The organism is Dyadobacter koreensis, assembly GCF_900108855.1.
GTDB lineage: Bacteria > Bacteroidota > Bacteroidia > Cytophagales > Spirosomataceae > Dyadobacter > Dyadobacter koreensis.
Genome location: NZ_FNXY01000003.1, coordinates 286,357 through 312,110 on the forward strand (window position 1 = coordinate 286,357; position 25,754 = coordinate 312,110).

Genomic DNA, 25,754 nt, shown 5'->3' on the forward strand with positions numbered 1-25,754 from the left:
TTTCCGAGATACGAACGAAGATCGTAATTTTGACTGAAAAAGTCATAGAATAAATTCGAGATATTTATTTCTGGCTAAATACAACACATTCTATGCCTATAATGCGCGTAAAACTACAACTTCCCGCGGATTTCCCGGATCATATTTCACCATAATTTTACTTCCCGAATGTAATAACGTCTTTAACGAGTTGGGTAGAACCTGTTTAACCTCGGCTACAAAGTTTCTTCCCTTTTCCGGTAAGACCTGCATTTGCAATTTTACCTGCGGAAGATCATTGATTATCATGCCAGTCTCGTTTACATCTAAAACGATAGCTTCGGCGAGAGTTCCGTTCTTTTCAATTTCCTGTAAGGTCATTTTCCGGGGGCGCCCCAACATTTTGACAAGTCGCCAGGCTGCCAGAAGCATCATTATAACAATCGCCCCTTCCAATATTCCCACGATCTGTATTGCTATTAATTCCATTTTGTTTGCTTTGACATTACAAAGAAACATCAGGACGTCTCGGTGGTCAACAATAGTAATTTAACGGCGGGCTGTGGGAGAACGAATGGTAAAGGTTACCGGAAATTTAGCTGCTGCTGCACTTCGTCTTTCTTTCTCCGGGATATCTCAATCTTAGCACCGTCAGAGAGCAACACATATTCATGATCATTGCTCAACCGGACAATATGAAAAGAGTTTACAAGATGGGATTTATGAGTGCGGATAAAACTGAATTCTTCCAGCATTTCTTCAAAATGTTTTAATGTTTTACTGGCCACGAAAGGTCGTTTTCCTACGAGATGAATAATCGTATAATTTCTATCTGCCTCTAAACGGAGAATCTCATCCAAAGTAAAAAAGAATACGCCCTGACTGGACGGCACGGCAAGCTTAAAATCTTTAACTTCCTTTTTGCCAATGTTTTGAACCAGATTATCAAACAACTCCTTCTTCTGTTTAGCGGGCTTTTGTTTTTCAAGGTAGCGATTGATCGCGTTTCTTAGGTCGTCAGGATCTACCGGTTTTAAAAGATAATCCAATGCGCTGAACCTTATCGCCTGGATCGCATACTGATTATAGGCAGTTGTAAAAATAATTTCAAATGTTGGTTCTTTAAGTGCCAGTAAAAAGTCGAATCCGGTTTTGTATGGCATTTCTACATCCAGGAAAACAATGCCGGGATGATACGTTTTCAGTATTTCCAACGCAGCGTCCACAGAGTCCGCCTGCCTTATCTCTGTAATTTCAGGCACCAGATTCAATAAATAATGATTTAATACATTTCTGGCTTTGGCCTCGTCATCGATTATTAAAGTTTTTATCATAATGTCCTGGGTTAAAGATTTTTCAGGTAAGTTGATAATTCAATTTCGACCAACGTTCCGATGGCCTTTCCCTCATCATATTTATCAGTGATGGTTAAACGGGCATGATTTCCCTGGCGCTGAAGTAAATCAATTCTGTCCTGGGAAATTGCCAGGCCTCTGGATTCATGCCGCTTCGATTTGCTGTTTTTTTCTTTGAGCTCAAAGGATTTTTTACGTCCAATTCCGTTATCATCAATCCGGCAGACAAAAGTCTCTTCGTCTACTCTTTTAAATTCAATTGTCAGCCTTCGCTCTCCGCTTTTATGCATCAATCCATGCCAAAGCGCGTTTTCTACATAGGGCTGCACGAGCATTGAAGGAAGCGATATTTGATCTTCTTCCAGTGTTTCGTCCATAATAATATTATAGCAAAAGCTATTTTCAAAACGCATTTGCTCTAATTCCAAGTACAGTTCCAGTACCTCGCGCTCCTCTTCAACGGTTACAAGATTTTTACCCGAATTATTCAGAACCATCCGGAAAAGCTTGGAGAATTTATTCAGGTACTTACTAGCTTCCCCATACTTCTGCGTGACGATACATTCCTGAATGCTGTTAAGGCAATTAAAAACAAAATGCGGATTCATTTGTGCACGTAACGCCATCAGCTGACTTTCCGCGAGCATTTTATTTATTTCCAGCAGCATAATCTCCTTCTCCTGCGCCTGACCTTCCGCGATTGCCTCCGAGATTTTATTGGCACTGATGGAAGCAATGGTTGTCAGCGCCTTGGCATGCTCATCCGTAAAAAAATATTTCCTGCTATGCTCAGAATCAATAACTCCGATCACTTTTCCGTCATGATGAATGGGTACCGCGATTTCAGAATACCTGACTTCATCGTCGATAATGTATCGGTCATCTTTCGTCGTATCGCCGATAATCAGCGGTTTTCCGCTTGCCGCAGCAGCTCCAACGATACCCATGCCAATATCGATCTCAATCGGATTTATAATTTCATGCCCTTTCGGATTTTTAGGCCCGTAGGCAGCTTTTTGCACCAGCCGGTTTTTCTCTTCGTCCAGCAGATATACAACACAATCCTCAAAACGAAGCTGTGAAATGCAGTTTCGCGCAATGTCCCAGCATATTTCATTCACCGAATTTTCGCCATATACGGAATTGGCAAAATAGTCGATCGTTTTATCGATCCGCCGCTTTTCTTTACGGGAATTTGCGTCCCGATAAAACATATAGGAAATCAGCAGCAGCACCAAAAGACAAAGTGCCGTGAACCACCAGGTCTGCCACCAGTTTGGTTTGATATGCACTTTTAAGACCGTCTCTTCTTTCATCCACTGCCCTTTTTCGTCTGTGCTGCGTACTTTAAAGGTATATTTTCCAGGCATAAGGTTCGTGTAAGAAGCCACGATCCGCCGGCCAGCGTTGACCCAATGTTTGTCAACTCCTTCCAGCTGAAAACTATATTGCAGCCAGGGAATATCGCGATGACTCAATGACGCATATTGAAATGTCATATCGTCTTCCGTAGGCTCTAGTTCGAGGATCCCCTCATTTTCATAAGGCGTTTTTTCAGTGCCAAAAATTTTAACCGAGGTAATGTGAGGAGCTTTTTTCACTGGCATGACAGCGAATCGAAACGGATCAATCACGACAACATGGTCGAGCATTACCGCATAAACCTTTCCATTAGCAATCGTGAGATTATTCCAGTAATCCTGCAAAGTTTTTCCAAGATCAATTTCCACCTTGGTAACAGCTTTTGTTTTTGGATTAAAAAACATCAGACCCTCTCTGCTGGCTGCCCAGACGGCGCCACGGTCGTCGATTCCAATACTGGCGATATGATCAAACAAAAGCCCGCTGCTCGTATCAATGCTGTCCAGGACAGCGCCTTTTTGATTCATTTTCAAAATACCTCTTCCCGCTGCTGATGCCCAGATATTTCCGTCTGAATCTTCGACCAGCTTACTTACATAAAACTCATTTGGATTAAAAACGGGAAGTTCAGAAAACTTTTTTGCAGCATAGTCAAACTTTAAAAACCCTCTTCCATTCCTTGAAAAATAAATATTGTTATTTCTCAGCTGCACAAAACTCTGGCAATTGGCAAATGTGAAAATTCCGCGGGTTTCATCCTTCCCGTCAAAACGTTCCAGCTTTTTTGTCTGGGGATCGAAGCAATAAACAGCATCATCCATGACTTGAAACCAAACCTTTTTTTCGTGATCCACAAATACAAAATTGGTAAATTTTTTAGATGGGTCTTTTCTAAACAAATTCAGTTTTTCAAGTCGGGAACTTCCGTTCTTCAATTTGTACAACCCTTCGTCTCCTGCAAACCACCATGTATCGTTTTGCCTTACCGACATTAAAAAGCGGTTTCGAAGTAAGGTCGGTACAATAAATCTTTTATAACTTCCATCTGCCATGTTATATGCCACAATCCCCTCCTCTTTACTTGCCATAATCGTATCTCCCCAAACGCTGATATGATTGGCCTGCGCAAAACCTGTTTGCAGGAAGAACCGAAAACTGGGCAACTGATAAATTGCAAGGAGCGGATAATTATCCTGGCTTTTACTAACCCCGTTAATCGTACCGAGCCAGACATTACCTTCCTCATCCTCAATAGCCTCGCGAAAATGACCATAACCAATGGTATAAGTTTCATTCTGGCTGTATGGTATTTTTTTTATCGGTTTGCCAGGCTCCTTGATGTATGCAGAAAACAGCCAGGTTGAAATCCATAAGCGATCTCTGCTGTCAATAAATAGACGGTTACATCCTTCATTGATTACGGTCCCATCAAGCTGAAAATATTTTTCAATGATATTTTTTCGCCAATCCCAGAAATTCAGCGAAGGGTCATCGTCGCAGCCATACCACACATTACTTTTGCTATCGACAGCAATAGCATTCACGTTATCAACTTTTAGCGGCGGAAAATGAAGCGGGTTATTATCGCGATGATACACCGTTCTGTTCCTAAAATCTATAAAAAAGGGCTTACTAGCGGCAATCCAGAATCCCTGCCGAGCAGTATCATACACCATAATGGAGAGCGCGAAATCGTGTTTGTTAAAAACCTTCGCATCAGGATAAACAGCCTCGACCGGCAGAAGTTTATTTTGGTCGCAGATATAAATTTTAGAAGATGTAAGATAACGAGTGCCTATCCAGATACGCCCACGGCCATCCTGTTTTATACAAACGATTACATGTTCTCTCAGCTCAGAAAAACGTTCATCGTCATAAAAAAGTCCAGTCTTTTTATCAAACAGAAAAAGTCCTTTTCGCGTACCGATCAGCAAACTATCATTTCCGAATGGTTCTACTGCATTGATATAAAGACTTTTGAAATTGCCATTTTTGTATTGTTTGATAACAGCACCATCGTAACGGTTCAAACCATTGGTAGTACCAATCCACAAAAAACCTTCCTTATCCTTATATAGTCCCCTAACCTGTTTGGCGCTCAAACCATCCTGCCATTTGAGATTTTGAAATATGGTCTGAGCGATCGATAAGAAAGGAAAAAAACAAAACAATACAATTGTAAAAATCTTCCTATACATATTGTTGAGTTGTTAAGTCCCGCCATGCTGAGCTGATTTGATCGTGTTAATTCCTTTACGGAACCAATACGATCAGTAATTTAACTAAAAATACTTTCATTTTTTTAGTTAATAATACAATCAGATTTTCTGAAAATTTTATTCTAATCGACGGCAAGATGACAAAATAAAAAGCAGTAAACTAACCGTTAGCTATTTAGCATAAACGGCTTACACACCGCTGACACCGACCTGCAATCGGTAGCGCCATGGTGAAGCATTTGCAACGCAATATGCAGAAACAAAACCTAACAAATATCAAAACTCAGCTACCTTACCTCATTCTTCCGCATAGGCATCGCATCAATTTTACCGAACAATTCCTGATGCGACACGACCTTTTCCGACCGATGTTTTTCCCCTCCGTCACGGCCAATCAGGATAAATGTAAAAGACTTGGAAGGGTCAATTTTCCATTTTTTCCAAAGCTCCGGATTTTTAGAAAATTCGTATGATTCTATATTAATATCACGGTCTTTTACCCCAGCCTTATTAGCTTCCAGTTCAGCAGTTTGTTTATTCCAAACTTCTTTGTTTTCATTCTTATAAAACAACAATACCCTCCGGGGCTGGTCGGTCAGTAATAGCATTAAGACTATCAGTAATATTTTCATGATTGAAATGTTTTTGGAAAAACCTAAATAACTGTTCCAAAAGCAAAAACGGCCTGATGAAAAATAATCACCAGGCCGTTTTTAGTATTTCTAATAAGTTACTTTTTCTTGAATTCGAGATATTCTTCTGTCGGTGCGCCGCCACCAGAATTCGTAAACTTAATAGTCACGTTAATTTGAGGTGTCCCACTGGCGTTCGTTATTTTCGCAGCAGTTCCTTCAAGCTTTTGCGTCAGAGCACCTTGCGTTGTCTGCTCTACATCAACCACTTCGTTGATGGTAAAGCTATCAGCAGACGTTACTTTGACATCTTTCAATTTGCGAATCTGAACAGCAGTTAACGTAGTTCCTGAGGTAGTTATCTTGATACTTTTCGTATAATCAATTGCCAGAATATTTTTATCCGTGTTTGTAACAACCCAATCCTGAACGGTAGTCTCTATCCCCGCCACCGTAGTGGTTGAATAAGTGCCTGCAAACTCAGGTGCATAATCCGGTTCAGGCGTGGAACTATTGTCTTTATCCTTACAAGAAGTGAACAAAACAATCAGACACAGAACAAATAATTTTCTCATGTTAAATTTTAAAGTAGTTTGATGACGCAAATTTAATTACACATTAAATATATTCCAGTTATAACGGTAATATTATCAAATATGCATAACCGCGGGCAAAATTTTTATTGATACGGATGTATTTTATTTTGGTAAATAACTGATTAAAAAGGCAATTTACCAAGATCCACATTTCCACCGGATATGATAACGCCCACCTTTTTTTCTTTAAAAACTTCTTTATTCTTCAATACAGCCGCGAGCACAACCGCTCCCGAAGGTTCAACAACAATTTTCATTCGTTCCCACATAAGCCGCATGGCTGCAATAATTTCATCGTCTGAAACGGTTAAAATGTCTGTTACATACTCGCGGATTATTTCCAGATTCTTTGGTCCGAGCGGTGTCAACAAACCGTCGGCTATTGTTTTGACATAAGGTGCCTTTTCTACATTACCACTTTTGAATGACAAAACCGCGTCCGCAGCGCCTTCCGGTTCCCCTGCAAAAACTTCTGTTCCCGGAGAAAAATAGTGGGCCGATAAGGCTGTTCCGCTAAGCAAACCTCCGCCGCCAACCGGGGCGATGATCGCATCCAGATGAACGCCTACATCTTCAATCAACTCCTTCGCAGCTGTGCCTTGCCCGGCTATGACCTCATAATTATTGAAAGGATGTACAAAAGCCGCTCCTTTCGCTTCTATAATCTTATCCACAGCGCCTTGCCTGTCCTCTGGTGTATTGGGGCAAAATGTGATTTCTGCACCATAACCTTCCACGGCGTTCACCTTAACAGTGGCGGAGTTATCCGGCATTACAATGTAGGCTTTTGCGCCGACTTTGGCTGCCGCAAAAGCTATCGCTTGTGCATGGTTACCGGAAGAATGTGTTGTTACCCCGTTTTTCAGCTGTTCTTCCGAAAGAGATAAAATAGCATTCAGACCGCCTCTTGCCTTGAAAGCTCCAATTTTCTGAAAATTTTCACACTTGAAAAACAGTTCCGCTCCGGCTAGCTGATTTATAAATTGAGATGTTAAGACAGGCGTTCTGTGAATGTATGGAGTAATAAGTTTGTGCGCTTTTTCAATAACCGCTTTATCTGGAATACTTTCGCCCATAATATAAATAATCTTACGTTTTTTCTTTTATTTTTACAATTACAGCAAATACAAATCTACTTTTGCCGACACCGGAAAACAGGATTTCAAATTATCAGTTTTTCCGGAACATAAAAACAGTTATCGGAACCATTGTATTTAAAAGTACCAAAAATATGATTCAAACACGATTAATTCCCAGAACTCCGTCGGCTTATGATATGCCATTACTTATAAAATCCATTCTTGCACAAACCTTGAAATATAACCCGCAGCGGGAAATTATCTATCGGAATTTGTTTCGGATGGATTATTACGAATTTAATAAAAGAGTAAAAAGACTTGCCAGTCTATTTGAAAGCCTGGGCTTGAAACCGGGAGATGTAGTCGGCGTTATGGATTGGGATAGCCACCGGTATCTGGAAAGTTTCTTCGCAGTACCGTGTTATGGTGCAATTTTGCATACGATCAATGTCAGACTTTCGCCTGAACAAATTTTATACACGATTAATCATGCAGAGGATAAGATCATCCTGGTTCATGAAGATTTCCTGCCAATTATTGAGGGCATAAACGAAAAGATAACAACTGTTGAAAAATACATAATTCTTAGCGATAAGGTTTACAAGGATTTAACATCTGAAATTTCAAAAACCACCTTCGAGGTTTCAGGCGAGTACGAGCAATTAATCTCTGAACAAAATGATACGTACGAGTTTCAGGATTTTGATGAAAATACCTGGGCGACGACATTTTACACTACGGGTACGACCGGCGAGCCAAAGGGTGTCTATTTCTCGCATCGCCAGTTATTCATGCATACTATGAGTGTAATGGCATATTTCTGCAGCTATCGGGCATTGCCTTTTACGGATGAAGACGTGTATATGCCACTGACGCCTTTGTTTCACGTCCACGCCTGGGGGTTTCCGTTTGTCGCAACCATGCTGAATAACAAGCAGGTTTACCCGGGAAAATATGAGCCTGACATGATTGCAAGCCTGCTAGCTCAACATCAGGTGACACTTTCGCATTGCGTTCCAACGGTGATGACAATGGTCATCAATTGCCCGCTCGCCAAACAGACCGATTTGTCTAAATGGAAAGTTTTAATAGGTGGCTCTGCGCTCACGATCGGCCTTTCCAAAGCCGCAAGTGCGATGGGGATAACAGTCTCAGCCGGCTACGGCATGTCCGAAACCGCACCGGTTTTATCGGTCGCGCATCTTAGTGAAGAGCAAAAAAAATTGCCAGCAGAAGAACGATTAAAATATACGACCAAAGCAGGAAGAATCTCTCCGTTCTCCGAACTTCGCATCGTGGACGAGGAAGGAAATTTTCTGCCGCATGACGGCAAGTCGGTTGGAGAAATTGTTGGCCGCAGTCCGTGGATGACCCAGGGATATTTCAAAGATCCGGAAAATTCAGAAAAACTTTGGGGTAACGGTTGGTTACATACGGGAGACGTCGGGTCTATTGATCATGAGTATTACCTGACAATTTCCGACCGGGTTAAAGATGTCATTAAAACAGGAGGTGAATGGGTTTCGTCGCTGGATATTGAAAATTTACTTTCCCAGATCGAAGGCGTTGCCGAGGTTGCAGTTGTTGGTGTGTCCGATGTAAAATGGGGTGAGCGACCTTATGCATATGTTGTCTTGAAACCGGAGTATCAGGATTATGTCACCGCCGACTTGTTGAAAGAGGAAATGTTAAAACGGGTAACATCAGGCAAGATCAATAAATGGTATGTTCCCGATCAGATCCAGTTAGTAAAAGAAATCCCGAAGACCAGCGTCGGAAAAATAGACAAGAAGAAAATCCGTAAAGAGCTCGCGGAGAAAGTTTAGAGGAAGAAAATAAAAAGCCGGACGTAGGGTATTCCAATTTTTCGTCCCGGCTTTTTATCTATGATACTTAACCTCAGCAGAATTATTCCATAACCGACTGATAAACAAGAACTTTAAACTTATCCTGCATCTCTCCCCAGCTACTGTTTGGAAATTTCTGGGTCATTAATAGCCCGATAATTTTATTTTTTGGATCAGCCCAATAAGTTGTACCAAAAATACCGCCCCATTCAAATGTATTTTCAGGAATTGGTATTCTTGCAGCCTCTTTTGCGGACGCAATCGAGAAACCCAGCCCAAATTTGTTTTTCCCCTGATTCAAATCTCCTATCTGATTTCTAATCATTAGACTTACCACAGCAGGACTCAGTATACGTTTTCCGTCGTATTCTCCGCCGTTTAACAACATTTGTAAAAAGATCGCATAGTCGTATGCTGTTGATGAAAGACCTGCCCCTCCAGGATAGAATTTTCCATTCTCTTTCGGAAAATCATTATTGAAATCAGGGCGGTTTTCGGCAAAAATCATCTTTCCATTATCGTCCTGCGTGTATAATCTTGCCAGTCGGTTCTTCTTGTTTTCAGGCAGATAAAAATACGTATCTTTCATACCAAGAGGCTCAAAAATCCGCTCTTTAAAAAAGTCACTAAGTGATTTCCCAGAAACCACTTCTACCAGATATCCAAGCACGTCCGAATTTAAGCCATATGTAAAACGCTCGCCCGGCTCATGAACCAAAGGCATTTTCCCAAGTCGCTTAATAACATCGGCAAGAACGTAATCGGGGGTTCCGATACCGCTTGGAATATCATTTTTTGCATAAATTGCTGTCGCTTCTTTCGAACCAATAAGCGCGTAACTAATTCCGGATGTATGGGTCAGCAGATCACGAATTGTAATTTCACGCTTCGCTGGTTTTGTCGTGTAAGTAGAATCCGCACGATTGAATTTGCTCAGAATTTTCGGATTTTGAAACGAAGGAATATATTTTGAAATCGGATCATCCAATAGAAATTTGCCTTCTTCAAACAAGATCATTACCGCTGTGCTAGTAATCGCTTTTGTTTGCGAAGCAATCCTGAATATCGCGTCCTGTTTCAGCGGCGTTTTCGCATTCACGTCGTCTTGCCCAAATCCTTTGTGGTAAACGATTTTTCCGTTTTTTACAAGCAATGCGACAGCGCCGGCAACTTCCTGCTTATCAATATATTCCTGTAAAACATTATCCACTCTTTTTAACCTTTCACTACTGATCCCTACACTTTCCGGCTTGGCTTCAACGAGTACCTGAGCATGAAGCGATTGTGTGGGCAAAAAAATTAGAAGACATAAAAATCTAACAATATTCCGCTTTGTGAAAGATAAAATCAAGGCCATAAGCGACGACAGTTTTGTGTTTAAAAGATTAGCAAAGTAGTACAAATTTTTCAAATTCAAGATAAAAAAAGCCCGTCAGAAAATCCGACGGGCCTCATTATATTAGATCGTTTATTTTTATTTACCTGCGTTTGGAGTATACAGATTAAAGAACTGATCCAATTTAGGCGTGATGATAATTTCAGTACGACGGTTCAGGCTGCGATTTGCAGGAGAATCATTCGCAACCTTAGGAAGATATTCTCCACGGCCGCCAGCGATCAAACGAACCGGCTCAACACCGTATTTCTTTTGAAGTGTACGAGCAACAGACGTCGCACGCAAAACGCTCAAATCCCAGTTATCAGCCACTTTATCAGTAGCAATAGGTACATTATCGGTGTGACCTTCGATAAGAATTTCGATTTCTTTGTAGTCATTCAGGATTTTAGCAACTTTCGCCAACACCGTTTCAGCCTGGCTGTTGATTACAGAACTTCCTGATCTGAAAAGCATTTTGTCAGATAATGATACGTAAACCACACCCTTTTTTACTTCGATCTGAACATCTTCATCGCTAACATCTGCCAAAGAACGTTTCAGGTTCAAGACAAGTGCCATGTTTAAAGAATCTTTACGTTGAATGCTCGCATTGAGGTCGCGGATCTGGCCACCCTGTACGTTCATCATTTCAAGTGATTTCTTAATACTTTCAGAACCTTCCTTGCTGATCACAGAAAGATCAGACATACGGTCAAGAAGGCTGTTGTTGTTTTTCTTCAAAAACTCAACCTGGTCTTCTAATTCTTTAAGTTTGTTATTTTTAGTAGTAAGCTCGTCATTTTTAAGCTTAATATCATTGTTCAAACTTGCAGTTCTACTGTCACAATCGTTTAGATCAGCTCTTGCTTTATCAAGCTGAATTTGAATTTCATTTGCTTTGTTAACAGCGGCAGTCATTTTCTTTTTGCTTGCACATGAGCCAAGTACAAACAGCATAGCAACAGCTAAGAGCGTTTTTTTCATAGTTATTCAGGGTTATAAAAATAATACAATTTAAAGTTCGACATAGTTTATAGAGAACTGATGAAGAAAACCGTGCCACGCTTCCTTATTTTTCCATTTCCAAAGTGTACAATTATTACTTACAATACCGGAAATGGGCCATTCAGTCTCATAAAAAATAAGCATTACCCCCTGTTTTTGAAGAGATAATGCTTAGTCTAGCAATCTGTTAACTTCACTTTCAGACCGCAAAGGTACAAAAACAAAGATTTAATTCTGTCTCAATGATCTTTTTTTCTTTTGTTAATAAATCTTAACAGCTGATAGATTTGTTAATATGGCATGGCCCAGAAAAATGCGCGCCGGGCCTTGAAACTATCCTTGACATGATTGGTCACCAATGTATTATACTGTTGCTCATTGATCTTCCTGCCTTTCATTTTTTTCGGCACATTAATATCTTCGGTGATGGGCTTCATTTCGATCTTTTTGGCGGTCGTTACTACGATTCCGTCGTTAATATCAAGTTCCAGGATCATCCCCGGCAATCCTCCATAAAGATCCGGTCCGACGCCAAGTGGAATATTGTCTGCAAACCATGCAGTTATTCTTTGTTTTTTAACAGTGTCCTCCGTGACCGCCATCATACACATATAACCACCGATTTCTTTAATCTTGTTCATTATCTTCCATTTAGGCGCACGGACGGAGTCCTCGACAATATAAATTTTGCCCAGCATTTCAATAATATCGGTCCGTTTTTCTGTTTCCATATCACGATAAATCTTGTATTCCTTGTCATTCCAAGACCACCCTGCGTCATTGTCCAGATGTTTTGAAGTGGTATAAAAACTTTTATCTCCGCTGAACAGAAGTCTCATTTCCTGTTTCGATTCATCGTCGCCCCAGGTTTGTTTGATCCTGTCCCTTTCTTCATTGCTCATGTAGGTCAGTGTACCATAAAGTTTTGGCCAGGATGTCACTTTTTCATAGATTATCTCCCCTTCCATTTTCTGAGCAAAGGCTACTGAAACGGACAAAAAAAACATTATTACAAGTAGTTTCATTGGATTATATTTGAAAAGTTCAAGGAACTGTACCCGATATTTGCATTAATAGTTACTACGCTTTACCGATGCTGACATTCCCCTCATATTGTAGGTAAAACTCAGCATAAAATAACGTGATAAAGTCCTCGTCCTCGTTTCCATATAATAATTGGAAGTAGCCGACTGAGAAATCCCGAGGTTCTTTTTAAACACATCATTAGCTGTTAAACGAACCTCTCCACGCTTATTTTTCAGCACAATTTTATAAACTGAAAGATTTAGGATTGGCTGTTTCTGATCGAAACCAAACTGGTTGTTGACATAACTATTATAATTAAAACGCGCGTTAAAGTATATCTCTTTCGGCATTTTTATATTCATATCCGCCCCATAAGTCGAGTTGATAACTTTCTGGTTCTGGTTCGTATTAATAGAATAACGTGTATCAGCGATATTCCAGTTTGCATTGGTATACAAGGTAAAAAAATCACTTGGCGTAATGTCAAGACGCGCACCAAAATTGTACGCATCTGTTTTCGTTTTGTTGATTACGTTATTTATGTAAATCGGGTTATCCCTGAAATTAATTCCAGCATTCACATTCATTGATACCTTTGTCTTTTTCAACGGAAAGCCAAGATATACGTAGGTTCCATAATTTTTTCCGCCCGAAATGTTCATCGGTTTCGTTGTGGTGATCAGATTTTCGTCAATTGTTTTGTTGTAAACAATCTGGTCTACATTGTAACTATAATTTACATTGACATATAAATTCGTAAAACTCGCCGGGTTAAACATATTATATCCTGCAAAAACGTGATGGTTCGACTGCGGGATAAGATCAGGATTTCCTTCCACAATATTTAAAGGATTGCTGTTGTCCACTACGGGCTGAAGATCGGCAATTGTCGGCTCCTGAACACTTAGTCCATACTCCATGAACAGATACCGGTTCTGTTTTAAATCATAATTCAATGTCACATTTGGGGTAACTTTAAAAAAGGACCTGTCTACGTATGAGAAATTCGTGGAAGTCTGGTCTTTTCCAAATTTCCCCTTCAAGTCAAACTGCTGCGCAGCAAGACCGAGAGAAATGTTAAGGCCTTTATTTGAATAACGCACACTCGAACCTAGGCGATTGTAAGTAAAATCGTTGGTATAATATCGCGTGAGAAAGTCATTACCCAGAAGGTCATTGTCCTTTACATCAAAAACATTTCTGTCAACCTCGTCTTTCCGTAAACTGAAATTGTAAAATGTTTCCCAGTAAAACTTTTTAGCGAAAGGCTCGATAAAGGACAAACTTCCTTTAAACTGGTTACGCTTGCTCTCTGTTTCGTTTTGCTGATTGATTGAACTGTTTTTGGAAGGGTCCAGGAAAAACTCATTAATAGAATTCAGGTGTGAGCTCCCATCCGAATTATTGATATTATATCCGACACTGGCAGCGAAATTTCTTCCTTTTTTCTTAAACTTATGCCGGTACAAAAGCAGGTTCGACATCGCGAAGGAATTATATAAACTACTGTTATCGATCGTCGACCGATTCGATAAAGTATCACCGCCTCTGAAATATTGCTGGAAACTATCGTAGTCGCTATCGCCATTGTTGATCCTGGAATTACTGATCAGGATGATCGTATTTAGAGAATCGAGTACTTTTTCCAGTCGAAAACTTGGTCTGTGATTTCCACTGAAGGCTTTGGTTATATTCTTATCAGTCGATTTAAAAGTACTGTTATTTAAAAAGTTATCCCTGCTGGACATCACATCTGTAATGGCATCCGTTGAATTATAGAAATAGCTGCTGCTTACTTTCGTCTTTTTAGTATCATAATTATAGTTAGCTCCTCCCGCCCAGTTTTTCGTAAATCCAGGCGAACCGCTGCCGTAACTTGGTGAGATCGTGATCCCGTCTCCCTCGCCCCCAAAATACCTTATACCGCCGGAAAATCCGAAATCGCCGTCATCGCCCCAATTAAAAGACTGGCTTCCTTTAAAATCCTGATAATCATTTCGTGCAATTCCTGATTGATTGGTATTGTTTCCAAAACCGAGCACTGCGAATTGCTGTTTGTCATCAAAGCGGTTGTAACTTACCTTTCCTTCTACCCTGGAATCTGTCCCGACTCCTGCCACCGCTTTTCCAAAACCACCTTTTTTATGACTGTCTTTCAATTCCAGATTGACTGTTTTTTCACGTTTCCCGTCGTCAACACCGGTCACTTTCGATTGCTCTGTCTTTCCATTAAAAACCTGAACTTTATTAATTGCTTCGGCGGGAAGGTTTTTGGTAGCCATCTTGGGATCATCCCCAAAAAAACGCTTACCGTCGACCGTCACACGTTTGACCTCTTCGCCTTGTGCTTTTATGTTGCCATCAGCATCTACCTGCATCCCGGGTAACTTACGGATCAGATCCTCAACCGTTGATCCGGGTGGCACTTTAAAAGCCCGCGGGTCATATTCGACCGTATCTCCACGAATACTCAATGGTGCCCGAGCCGTTTTGATTACGACTTCATAAAGATCCTGATTCAGAAATTTCATATCCAGCTTACCCACGTTCGTAACATCGCCATCATTCGGCGTAACATTTTGTTGATAAGGCAAATAGCCAACGTAAGACACTTTTAAAAGGTAAGAAATCCTTCGAAGATTTTTGAATTCAAAAGACCCGTCTTTGGCTGTTCGGCCAAAATTGACGAGCGAAGAATCCTTAGGAAGCAGCAGCATAACAGTAGCTTCGGGAAGGCCGGCGCCGGCAGTGTCTGCGACGATTCCTTTCATGGTAAAACGTCCCGTGTTTTGCCCATACGAGGCAAGACAAATGAGACTACTAAAGAGTAGAAGTAGGATTTTTTTCAAGGCTAATAAATTAAATTAAGGTGAATACGTAAGAGGGAATTTTTATAACAATTGCATTGCACAATAATATAAAATCAAGGCATCATATACAACTAAATACTTAGTTTTTATCAATTTTTGTAACCATTCAATAATATTTTAACTTTTATTATGAAAGATAATTTAACAAATGTACACTTTTGCAACAAAGGGTGACATTAAAATTATTAAAATAATAATTACTTAATTTGCGTGACTTTAAGATAAAAAGGAAATTTATATTTAAAATTAAAATTGGGATAGTCCAATTATTGCAATAAAGACACCAGATTACACCGAATGTTCAAACACAATAAATGAAAAGTATAGGATTGCTTTCTGACACACATGGATATCTTGATCCCCGCATATTTGAATATTTTGCCAACTGTGATGAAGTTTGGCACGCGGGCGATATTGGCTCAGTAGCAATAATTGAACAATTAGAGGCCTTCAAACCTACGCGTATTGTTTTTGGAAATATTGACGACAAAGCGGTGCAGCTGCGTAGTCATGAAAATCTGTTTTTCGAGCTGGAAGGATTTCGTGTCTGGATGACTCACATCGGCGGGGCTCCACCTCGTTATAATCCAATGGTTATGCCGACTTTACGAGAAGATACACCTGATATTTTTATTTGCGGACATTCACATATCCTGCGCGTAATTCGGGATAAGGATTTAAAAAATATGCTTTATATTAATCCAGGCGCGGCTGGCCGTGAAGGTTTTCACAAGATCAGAACGCTTTTACGCTTCAATTTACACGAAGGATTGATTACTCAAATGGAAGTGATCGAGCTAGGGAAACGCGGGGCTATCGAGGTGTAACTGACAATCTCCGGATCACTGGTGAAGGATTAGACTAAAAAGAGGCCGGATTTTATAAAACCCGGCCTCTTTGGTTAGCTAAGGAACGCCGACGACAGGCTTAAAATTTCAACGCTAAAAAGTCACCTTAGCTACCTTTTTTTCGGTACCGCGCAAAAACTCTGCTTCCACCTGCTGACCTTTTTCATATTCCCCAAGCACTTCCATGTAATCGTAAATCGTATTGATCGTTTTTCCAGCCAGTTTTATAATGACGTCACCCGCCAAAATTCCGGCTATTTCAGCTGGACGTGCCTTTGAAACCGCATCAATTTTCAAACCTTTTCCAGAAAAACTATAATCAGGCATAACGCCCAAAGTTACCTTGAAATTAGAAGTTGTTGATCCCTGGTGAGGATTGCCCGCTGTCGAAAAAGCTGGCTCAGTTTGCTCACTATCCAATTTTTCAACCATATCAGAAATCAGTTTCAGAATCTTCACCTCCCCTTCTGCGTTAATCTTTTGTGCATCATCGCTGATTTTGTGATAATCGCTGTGCACGCCTGTGAAGAACTGTAACACCGGAATATTTTTCAGATAAAAAGACGTGTGATCTGAAGCACCAACACCTGACGAATCAATCGTATACTTCAAGCCTTGCTTTCTGGCCAGATCCGGAATTATTCTTCCCCATGCAGGGCTGGTCCCCCAACCCGAGATGATCAATCCTTTTTCATCGTTCAATCTACCGATCATATCCATGTTGATCATGGCCGAAACAGAAGTAAGCGGAATCGTTGGCGATTCAGTGAAATGTTTCGAGCCCAAAAGCCCGAGTTCTTCCCCCGAGAAGGCAATAAATAAAAAGTTATGTTTTTCTTTGGCTGGATTGGATGAGAAATATCTCGCCAGTTCAATCACCCCGGCAGTTCCGGACGCATTATCATCTGCACCGTTATGGATATAATTTTTACTATCAGGTGATAGAGATCCGCTCTGATAGCCCTTCCCCAAGTGATCATAATGCCCACCAATTACAATCGTTTTTTCAGCCCCGTTATCCAAAAATCCAACTACATTTCTCGCTGTCATTTTGTGAGAAACGCCGTCCACTCCTGCTGTCAGCTGAAAAGGCTGAAAATAAGTCCCCTCGGTTCCTGCCGGTTTCAGACCCGATTTTTTGAATAATCCTGCAATATAATTCGCTGCTTTGATCTCTCCCAAAGTGGCCGTCCCCCTTCCTTCAAACTCATCAGAAGCAAGAAGATCAATATGTTTTTTCACGTCAGAAGCTGTGATTTTCTGAGCATGTACCAAACTATCAGCTGCCGCAAACAGCGCAATTGAGAGAAGTATTTTTTTCATTTTATTTAATTATAATCATTAAAGCGGTTTTTCCGGAATCGACAAAGCTTCCCGGAATTCGGCCAGAAATTGTCTCACTCTGGTAAGTCTGTAAATCATTAATTGCGACTCCTCCTTTCTGCGAAGCTGCTCTCTTGCACCTTTGATTGTCCTTCCCTGCTTCTCCTTTTGATGCATGATCTTACGAATCACTTCAATATCGCGTTCGGTATACCTACGCCGATTTCGGGAATCTCTTTTGGGAGCCAGCTGCGGAAATTTTTTTTCCCAGAAACGTAAGGCAGAAGCTTCGCATCCTACCATGGCGGCAACTTCATTGGTGTCGTAATAAAGTTTTGTGTTGGGTTCCATATCAATCCTGGTCTTAACAAATGTACTAACCTATTTTTGTTAATTATAATTATTCTAAACAATAAGTTGAAAATTATTAAACTTAGCCAACTTACCAATTAATTAAAAAGCCCTATGTAACTTCAAAAGTTTCCATGTAACTCCCTAAAATTACCGATATCTTCGAACATGAAAAATCACTACGTTATTTTATTTATTCTTATTTCGGTTGTTAATTCTTATAGTCAACCCGCCAACCACCTGATTGTCAATTACGGAATCAGCAGCCAGGTGTTGGTTGGAAAAAGCCTGGAAGGAGGCGGGAGCCAAGACGGAAAGGGTGGAAATGTTATCGGTTTACGTTATATCCGCTCGACAGATGGAAAAATGTCACTGGAAACAGGTCTGGAATATTCCCGTTTTAAATTTTCGATAAAACCTGCTTATCATCCTGATATCGATATGACGGCTCGAAAAGAAAATGTTGAGTTCGTATCAGTTCCGCTTTATGCCCGTTATACTTTCGCCAAATATCTTTTTGTAAACGGAGGTGTGATCGCAGACTTTCAAATTAACAAAAGAAAAACTGACACCGTCGACAGACAATCAGGTGTTGGTCTCGGTGTTGGAATCGGTGGAAAATATGAGTTCAAACATATCATGATTTCGATCAACCCATTCCTGCAGCAACATGCGATCATTGCTATTGAAAAAGCAAAATATCAGGAGCGACTTATAGAAGCGGGCATCCGGTTTGGTGTTGGATACCGTTTTTGAACTTAATTTGCAGAATGGAAAGTACTGTCACGATATCTGGCCTTCTGCTCTATTTATTGATCCTGGCGTTGATCGTCAGCTTTTTGCTGATAACTTTTCTTGTTGTCAGACTAAAATCGGAAACCAATCAAAAACTTTTTTTTGAACACAAACTCCGTGATACAGATGCAAGGAAAGAAAATTTTGAACTTGAAACGATCAAGTCAAAACTCAATCCTCATTTGTTTAAAAATGTACTGAACTCTATTCAATCGCACGCTTATCAAAGTTATTACGCACTGGATAAGCTTTCGAATGTGCTGGATTATATTCTCTACGAAAGTGATTGCGAGTATGTTTCTTTAAAAGAAGAAACTGATTTTGCATTAAATCTGATCGAAATCAACCGGTTAAAAGTCAGTCCGTTATTCGATCTAAGAATAAAAAACAAGGTTGACTCTAATAATCAGTTCGTTAATGCAAAAGTGATCGCTCCGCTGATTACAATCGATTTAATCGAAAATGCCTTTAAACATGCAGACATTCAAAATCCGGACGCCTTCATTTCGATTGTTTTTGACCTGAACGAAACGACTTTTTCTCTCATTGTTTCCAATAAAATCAGCGCAAAACCTATACTAAAAAAGGAAAAAAGCGGTTTTGGAAAAGAGAATCTGCGGAAAAGGCTTGATTTGGTCTACCGATCGAACTATACACTGGAACACACCGTTGAAAATGATGTGTACATTGCTCATCTGAAAATTAATCTGCTTGAACACAAAGCTCAAATGCCTGCTGCTGGATGATGAATTACCGGGATTGACGTATCTGCGTATGCTTTGCGAACAAATTCCTGAACTTGAAGTAGTCAAGGCATTCAACGATCCGCTGAAACTTTTACAGGCCAGCGCAGATCTGGAATTTGATCTGTGTATTACCGATATTGAAATGCCGGGACTTAGCGGACTGGAATTAGCTCAATTATTAAAAGGAAAACAGGTGATCTTCATCACGGCCTACAAAGAGTTTGCAGCCGAGGCTTTTGACCTTGACGCAGTTGATTATATCCGGAAACCGATTCAAAAAGAGCGCCTGGAAAAGGCAATTTTCAAAGCCGCCAGACTGATCGAGAAAGAAAAAATTGAAAAACAATTTATGCAGCTGAATACCAATAAAGGGAAGGCTCTCGTTGCTTTTGATCAATTACTTTTAATCACTTCCGCCGAAAAAGATAAACGGGACAAACTTGCCTATCTCGATACCGGCCACGAAATCACGCTAAAGAATATTTCTTTCGAACAGCTTTTGTCTCTGCTTCCTTCCGACGGTTTTTGCAGGGTAAGTAAAAAGGATATTATCGCATTGAGAGCTGTAAAATTTTTCACGCACCAGGAAATTAAAACGACCATTCTTCCCGAAAATTCTGACAAAGAACTGGTCCTTTCACTCGGTGAAAACTTTCGAAAAGATTTTTTGGATAAAGTTTCAGGATAAAAAAGTTACAGGCCTGGTCGCCGTCCCACCGAGCATGCAACTTTTTTTATACTCAAAAATTATCATCAGTAATCGGGAAAAACAATGTAAATCTGGAACCCTGTCCTAACTCAGAATCTGCAACGATATACCCTGCATGATTTTCCATGATTTTTTTACAGATAGCCAGACCAATACCTGTTCCCGGATACTTGTGGGCAGGATGTAACCTCTGAAAAACATCAAAAATCCTTTGCTCATATTCTTTCTCGAATCCAATGCCGTTATCGACAAACGAGATCGAATAATAGGACTCAAACTTATGGGCCTTATCACTCGGAACCTGATCTTCCCGGACAACATCCACGCCAATGGTAATCATTGGAGCAACATCGTGTTTCGAAAATTTCAGCGCGTTGGTGATCAGATTTACAAAAAGCTGATGAATCTGGAATGGAATAACTTTCAGAGCCGGCAGCGGTGAAGCAGCGATCAACGCGTTCTTTTCATCGACGTTATCGCACAATTCAGCAAGCACTTTTTTCAACAGCTCGTTAAGATCGGTTTCTTCAAAAACCTTTTCCATATTGCCGGTTTTGGAATAGGTCAGAATATCTTCAATCAATAGCTGCATTTTTTCAGCTGCAAACCGCATCCGTTCTACTGAATCTTTCACCTGAGTTGACAAATCAGGATTCTCTCTGTCAAGCACCTTGGATGCAAAAATCTGGATTTTTCGAAGCGGCTCTTTTAAATCGTGTGTACTGATCCAGTTTAGGTTCGCAAGCTCCTTATTAGCCGCTTTTAATTCTTCATTTAGGATCCTGTTCTTATTTTCCTGTGCCCTGACGTAATGCAGATTGATATGTTTTTGAAGCGCGTAGGTGAAACTTGCCGAAGAATTGAGCTCCGCTTTTCTCCATTTTGCACTTTTATTCTTTACTTCTTCAAGCCATAATTCGAAGGATTTTCTTGGAGAGAGACGTGCTAAGCCATCCTTGCCGTCTTTATGGACAACTGCCTTATGTGGATTCCCAGCCCAATTAATCGTTTCGGGACGTTCAGCACGCATCCATAAAACCCCGTCCGGCGTGCCGGCAGCAAGCGAATGGTAAATAACTCCAGCAGCATATTTTGAAAGCCGCTCATATTCTGGAAAATCCTCTATCAGCTGCTCCGTATGGAATCCCGTATTTGGATATTTTTCAGATAATGCTCTCATCAATGGGGTCAATTCTCCGTCCGAGGGCACTAACCCATTCTTATAGAATTTCCCTTGTGTATAAATCACAAAACCATGCGCGTTTGCAAGACTCAATAACGACTTTGAAGTATGTTTTTCTCCAATAAAGTTTTCGTTTTCATGGAGCAGAGTCAGTGACTCCAAAAGCGCTTTATCTGAAGCCTGCGCAATTTGAAATTCCTCAGCCACTTCTCTAACCGAGATTTGAGAGGTAAGAAAATGTCCCTGCAGCAATGCTGCCAACCTGGTATAATGCGGTAAAATTTTGGGAGAATAATGATGGCAGGCAATCAGACCCCAGAGTTTATTGTTTTGTAAAAGTGATATTGTCAACGTAGCACCAACGCCCATATTTTTCAAATATTCGATATGGATTGGCGAAACGCTTCGCAAACCAGACAAACTCAGGTCCAGCGACTTATTACTTTTATTGCCGCTTTCATTTAAGGTCAGAAGAGGCACAGGTTCATAATATACATCGGCGATCATCCGTAACGGGCTTCGCAAATACAGCTCTCTTGCCTGAGCGGGAATATCAGTATGCGGATATTTTTGCCGGGCAAAGGAAACCAGGTCCTCGCGTTTGTTTTCGGCAACAACTTCGCCATTATATTCCTCATCGAAACGATAGATCATCACACGGTCATAGCCAGTAATTCTTCGCGTTTCGACGGCGATATCATTGCATAATTCCAAGAGGGAGCTGTGTTGCTCCATCAGCGAAACAAAATTTCTTGTTTGATTATAAAGATTTGGAAGGTCGAGCGTTCCGTCGGGAAATGGTTCGAGTTCCAGAATAATATTAACGCCGCTAATATTGACAGACGTATTGTAGGGAATATTTTCAAAAGTAAAAACAAAGGGCCTTGCCTGATTCGATTTGTCCTCACTCAGATAGGTTACGAAATTGTCGTATTGTATTTCGGAAAAGATTTCGGTCAGAGATTTCCCTAATAATTTTTCAGGAGAGAGCTCTAAAAACTTCTCAGCATTGGCACTGCAAAAATCAATCAAATGATCATCAGCTTTCAGCCCCAATAAAAATCCATGTGGCTGTATACTTCCTGGAATATGAATCGGCTCGCTTTCGCAGTTGGTCAGATTTACAATATCCCTGTTAACGATATCGGTAATATTCATCTTAAAAAATTATTTCTGCTTCGTTGAGCCATTTGTCTATTGTCGTGAATGTATGGACTGCACTTTTAATAATTTCCTGTTCACAGTTTTCTTCTACAGCAAATTCTGCAAGCGAAGAGATGAATCTTTTCCACAACATCCCGGTTTTTTGCCCGTATCCCCAGAAATAGGCCGCGCCTGTTTCGCTGTTGAGTCCTAGCGTATGATTTATCTGTTGGTATAAAAACTTCCCACCGAGTGTCGAACCTTCTAGTACATACATTACGCCCAAAGCCTTGGCGATCCCAGTCGTGGTAAATTGAAAAACCGGAATATTATCAATAGCTATTCTCGAAAATCCGGTATTGGCCAAATCCTTCACTATTAATCCCGATTTGTAACGCTCCTCTAAATCAGGCAGTACAGATGCAATTTCAGGAAATATATCGCGCTCACATGCGCGTGTAACACCATAAAGTTTGGCTATATAAGTTTGATAGTCAGCCAGCGTAACGGACGGATCCAGAATTGCTTTTGAATAACGATTTTCCTCTAAACGCTTATGACTTTCGTCTGTCTTTTTTCTTAAGTTTTTCAAAAACAGATCCTGCTTCTCCTTAGAAACAACTATTTCCTCCATGCTGTTCAACTTGAAATTGTGTATTAAAAAAACCGATACAAAAATTGTTCCACCAGAAGACAACAACCCTTGGTTTAGGGTAACTTTAATTTATTATGGCAAAATATAAAATCTTTGTCTTTCTAAAACACCAGATTTTCAAATTAGTATCGAATTTCATTTTGGTCAATCTTTTGAACGCGTATCTCAATACGACGATTTGTCATTCGCATTTTTTATTACATAATACTTCCTCTTTGTTACATAAAAGGTGGCTGCAGCACTGTCAAGGGGAAATTGAGTCGTTTAAAGACGTAAATTTACAGCGACAAAAGGCATCAGCATTCTCGTTTTGCCTCATTTCTTACTTCAAGATCAAAGTATGAAGAACATCAGAAATCTACTTTTCTATACCCTTACAATCGGTCTGTTTTCTGGGCTAATGTACGTCATTATTGTCCAGGGAGAAGAGCTCGAAATTGGCAAAGTCACAATAAAAAAAGCTGCGGAAACGACTTCCTCCTGGCAGCAGTTCATCGAAACTTATCAGCAGAACATCACCAGCCCGTTAGCCATTTTACTATTGCAGATCATCACGATTATCGTGGTTGCCCGAGCATTTGGTTATCTGTGCAAAAAAATAAAACAGCCTACCGTAATCGGTGAAATTGCGGCCGGCATTTTTCTGGGGCCTTCTTTTATAGGCATGTACTATCCGGAATTTTCAGGATTTCTGTTTCCGCTGAAGTCACTGGGCAATCTCCAGTTTCTAAGCCAGATCGGGCTGATACTTTTTATGTTCGTGATCGGTATGGAACTTGATTTGAAAATACTGAAAAACAAAGCGCAGGAAGCTGTTGTGGTCAGTCACGCCAGTATTATTTTTCCTTTTGCCTTAGGTATCGGACTAGCGTTTGTTATCTACAAACAATTTGCGCCAACCGAAGTTAACTTTTTATCTTTTGCCCTGTTTACAGGTATAGCCCTGAGTATCACAGCCTTTCCGGTACTTGCCCGCATTGTACAAGAAAGAGGATTATCCAAAACGAAGCTGGGAACACTGGCCATAACCTGCGCTGCAACAGATGATATTACTGCATGGTGTCTGTTGGCCGCTGTGATTGCAATCGTAAAGGCAGGATCTGTGGTAAGCTCAGTCTACACAATATTAATGGCCGGAAGTTATGTACTGGTCATGCTAAAAGTCGTTCAGCCATTTTTGAAAAAACTAGGTGACGTTTATTCTTACAAGGAAGGCTTGACAAAACCCGTTGTCGCCATATTTTTCATTACACTGCTCGTTTCTTCTTATGCAACAGAAGTCATTGGGATCCATGCACTTTTCGGTGCGTTTATGGCAGGCGTCATCATGCCGGCCAATCAGAATTTCCGGAATATTTTCATAGAAAAGGTAGAAGACGTCGCCCTGGTTTTATTGCTTCCGCTATTCTTCGTTTTTACAGGTCTGAGGACACAGATTGGTCTTTTGAATGATCCTTACCTATGGCAGATCACAGGACTTATCATCGCTGCGGCCGTTATTGGAAAATTTGCAGGAAGCACGATTGCTGCCAGATTTGTCGGGCAGGACTGGCGTGATAGTCTTGTGCTGGGTGCCTTGATGAACACACGCGGGCTGATGGAACTCGTCGTTTTGAACATCGGTTACGACCTCGGTGTTCTGACCCCGGAAATTTTCGCAATGATGGTGATAATGGCCTTAGTGACCACATGTATGACAGGCCCGGCACTGGACCTGGTTAACCGGTATTTTCCTGAAAAAAATATAGAACTCCCTGATTCTGTTGTTCAAACAGGCAAATATACAATACTGGTATCTTTCGGCAGTCCGCAAAGCGGCAGGTCCATGCTGCGGCTTGCCCATAGTTTTATCAGAAAAGCACCGTCGAATGCAAGCATTACTGCCCTGCACTTATCTCCAAGCAATGACCTTAACCAGTTTAACTCGGATGAGTATGAACAGGAAAGTTTTGAGCCCATCAGACAGGAAGCTCAGCAGCTGAAACTTCCTTTGATTACACTGTTCAAACCTTCTCAGGACATCGACCGCGATATCATTGAGACGGCCAACCTGGGAAACTTTGACCTTTTGCTCGTTGGGATTGGCAGAAACGTTTTTGAAGGTACAATTCTAGGGAAAGTTTTAGGGTTTACCACCAAAATAATCAGTCCGGAAAGGTTATACGATACCATAACCGGCAAGGAAAAATTTTTTGATTACAGTGTTTTTGACGATCGGACCAAGCATATCATAAAATCTGTCAAGGTCCCGGTCGGAATTTTAGTAGAAAAAAATCTTACAAAAATTGAGAATATCTTCATTCCTATATTCTCTCTGAGTGACAGTTTTCTTCTGGTTTTCGCGCAAAAACTTATCCATCACAGCGATGCCCGCGTGATCATTCTGGATGCTACTGGTGTCATTCGCCAAAATCCGGAATTGAAAGAAACCATTTCAGCGATTGAACAGATAGCACCAAATCATATCGCTTTATATCACGACAAAAAAATTGAAAAAGAATTTCTGGAGCAACAGGATCTTATGCTCATCAGCCTGGACAGCTGGAAGAAAGCCGTCGAAACCCACAGTTTGTGGCTATCACATTCACCATCAGTTTTGATGATCAGGTCATAACGAAAATTTCGATATATTTACCTGTTATCACTAACCCAA

At 40.6% G+C, this 25,754-nt stretch carries 20 protein-coding genes; 6 read left to right on the forward strand and 14 right to left on the reverse strand.

Translation table 11 applies throughout. From position 1 onward, the window contains the following. Positions 1-96: 96 nt before the first annotated feature. The 6 genes from BMY70_RS09920 to BMY70_RS09945 form a co-directional block, all read right to left on the reverse strand. A complete protein-coding gene (locus BMY70_RS09920) occupies positions 97-468 on the reverse strand; it encodes a hypothetical protein (RefSeq protein WP_143072078.1) in 372 nt (123 codons plus the stop codon). A 95-nt stretch (positions 469-563) separates the two neighbouring features. Continuing rightward, positions 564-1,313 (reverse strand): LytR/AlgR family response regulator transcription factor, encoded by a 750-nt coding sequence (locus tag BMY70_RS09925; RefSeq protein ID WP_090335024.1) that lies wholly within the window; start codon positions 1,311-1,313, stop codon positions 564-566. Between the two features lie 11 nt (positions 1,314-1,324). After that, on the reverse strand, positions 1,325-4,894 hold the full coding sequence (locus BMY70_RS09930) for a sensor histidine kinase (RefSeq protein WP_090335025.1): 3,570 nt from the start codon (positions 4,892-4,894) through the stop codon (positions 1,325-1,327). Between the two features lie 308 nt (positions 4,895-5,202). After that, positions 5,203-5,547, reverse strand: a complete 345-nt coding sequence (locus BMY70_RS09935) for a DUF4174 domain-containing protein (RefSeq protein ID WP_090335026.1) — start codon at positions 5,545-5,547, stop codon at positions 5,203-5,205. 98 nt (positions 5,548-5,645) lie between these two features. Then, positions 5,646-6,122 carry a hypothetical protein gene (locus BMY70_RS09940; protein ID WP_090335027.1) on the reverse strand — a complete coding sequence of 159 codons (477 nt, stop codon included), beginning with the start codon at positions 6,120-6,122 and terminating at the stop codon, positions 5,646-5,648. A 143-nt stretch (positions 6,123-6,265) separates the two neighbouring features. After that, positions 6,266-7,219 carry a threonine ammonia-lyase gene (locus BMY70_RS09945; protein WP_090335028.1) on the reverse strand — a complete coding sequence of 318 codons (954 nt, stop codon included), beginning with the start codon at positions 7,217-7,219 and terminating at the stop codon, positions 6,266-6,268. A gap of 155 nt (positions 7,220-7,374) precedes the next feature. Here BMY70_RS09945 and BMY70_RS09950 point away from each other — a divergent pair, with 155 nt between their 5' ends. Next, the gene (locus BMY70_RS09950; protein WP_090335481.1) at positions 7,375-9,048 is read left to right on the forward strand and encodes a fatty acid--CoA ligase; all 1,674 of its coding nucleotides are present in this window, start codon (positions 7,375-7,377) and stop codon (positions 9,046-9,048) included. Positions 9,049-9,130: 82 nt separating this feature from the next. On the opposite strand, the gene BMY70_RS09955 is transcribed toward BMY70_RS09950, so the two are convergent. From BMY70_RS09955 to BMY70_RS09970, 4 genes are all read right to left on the reverse strand, one after another. Beyond that, a complete protein-coding gene (locus BMY70_RS09955) occupies positions 9,131-10,363 on the reverse strand; it encodes a serine hydrolase domain-containing protein (protein WP_229209557.1) in 1,233 nt (410 codons plus the stop codon). A 180-nt stretch (positions 10,364-10,543) separates the two neighbouring features. After that, on the reverse strand, positions 10,544-11,431 hold the full coding sequence (locus BMY70_RS09960; RefSeq protein WP_090335030.1) for an OmpA family protein: 888 nt from the start codon (positions 11,429-11,431) through the stop codon (positions 10,544-10,546). A gap of 311 nt (positions 11,432-11,742) precedes the next feature. Further along, on the reverse strand, positions 11,743-12,477 hold the full coding sequence (locus tag BMY70_RS09965; RefSeq protein WP_229209558.1) for a GLPGLI family protein: 735 nt from the start codon (positions 12,475-12,477) through the stop codon (positions 11,743-11,745). A 45-nt stretch (positions 12,478-12,522) separates the two neighbouring features. Then, complete coding sequence (locus tag BMY70_RS09970) at positions 12,523-15,249, reverse strand: outer membrane beta-barrel family protein (RefSeq protein ID WP_090335032.1); 2,727 nt, start codon at positions 15,247-15,249, stop codon at positions 12,523-12,525. Between the two features lie 413 nt (positions 15,250-15,662). On the opposite strand from BMY70_RS09970, the gene BMY70_RS09975 reads away from it, so the two are divergent. Then, positions 15,663-16,175 carry a metallophosphoesterase family protein gene (locus tag BMY70_RS09975; protein WP_090335033.1) on the forward strand — a complete coding sequence of 171 codons (513 nt, stop codon included), beginning with the start codon at positions 15,663-15,665 and terminating at the stop codon, positions 16,173-16,175. A 114-nt stretch (positions 16,176-16,289) separates the two neighbouring features. On the opposite strand, the gene BMY70_RS09980 is transcribed toward BMY70_RS09975, so the two are convergent. After that, positions 16,290-17,519 carry a M20/M25/M40 family metallo-hydrolase gene (locus tag BMY70_RS09980; RefSeq protein WP_090335034.1) on the reverse strand — a complete coding sequence of 410 codons (1,230 nt, stop codon included), beginning with the start codon at positions 17,517-17,519 and terminating at the stop codon, positions 16,290-16,292. Between the two features lie 18 nt (positions 17,520-17,537). Continuing rightward, on the reverse strand, positions 17,538-17,870 hold the full coding sequence (locus BMY70_RS09985) for a MerR family transcriptional regulator (protein ID WP_090335035.1): 333 nt from the start codon (positions 17,868-17,870) through the stop codon (positions 17,538-17,540). Positions 17,871-18,038: 168 nt separating this feature from the next. Here BMY70_RS09985 and BMY70_RS09990 point away from each other — a divergent pair, with 168 nt between their 5' ends. From BMY70_RS09990 to BMY70_RS10000, 3 genes are read left to right on the forward strand one after another with little or no spacing between them, the layout of a single operon-like run. Beyond that, entirely contained in the window at positions 18,039-18,626 is a 588-nt protein-coding gene (locus tag BMY70_RS09990) for an outer membrane beta-barrel protein (RefSeq protein WP_090335036.1), read from the forward strand. Positions 18,627-18,640: 14 nt separating this feature from the next. Beyond that, positions 18,641-19,411, forward strand: a complete 771-nt coding sequence (locus BMY70_RS09995; protein ID WP_090335037.1) for a sensor histidine kinase — start codon at positions 18,641-18,643, stop codon at positions 19,409-19,411. Beyond that, on the forward strand, positions 19,377-20,099 hold the full coding sequence (locus BMY70_RS10000) for a LytR/AlgR family response regulator transcription factor (protein WP_090335038.1): 723 nt from the start codon (positions 19,377-19,379) through the stop codon (positions 20,097-20,099). The genes BMY70_RS09995 and BMY70_RS10000 overlap by 35 nt, the downstream gene beginning before the upstream one ends. A gap of 52 nt (positions 20,100-20,151) precedes the next feature. On the opposite strand, the gene BMY70_RS10005 is transcribed toward BMY70_RS10000, so the two are convergent. Continuing rightward, a complete protein-coding gene (locus BMY70_RS10005; RefSeq protein ID WP_090335039.1) occupies positions 20,152-22,461 on the reverse strand; it encodes an ATP-binding protein in 2,310 nt (769 codons plus the stop codon). Position 22,462: 1 nt separating this feature from the next. Continuing rightward, positions 22,463-23,080: a biliverdin-producing heme oxygenase gene (locus tag BMY70_RS10010; protein WP_090335482.1), complete on the reverse strand. Its 618-nt coding sequence runs from the start codon at positions 23,078-23,080 to the stop codon at positions 22,463-22,465. Between the two features lie 361 nt (positions 23,081-23,441). Here BMY70_RS10010 and BMY70_RS10015 point away from each other — a divergent pair, with 361 nt between their 5' ends. After that, a complete protein-coding gene (locus BMY70_RS10015) occupies positions 23,442-25,715 on the forward strand; it encodes a cation:proton antiporter domain-containing protein (RefSeq protein WP_090335040.1) in 2,274 nt (757 codons plus the stop codon). Positions 25,716-25,754: the final 39 nt, after the last annotated feature.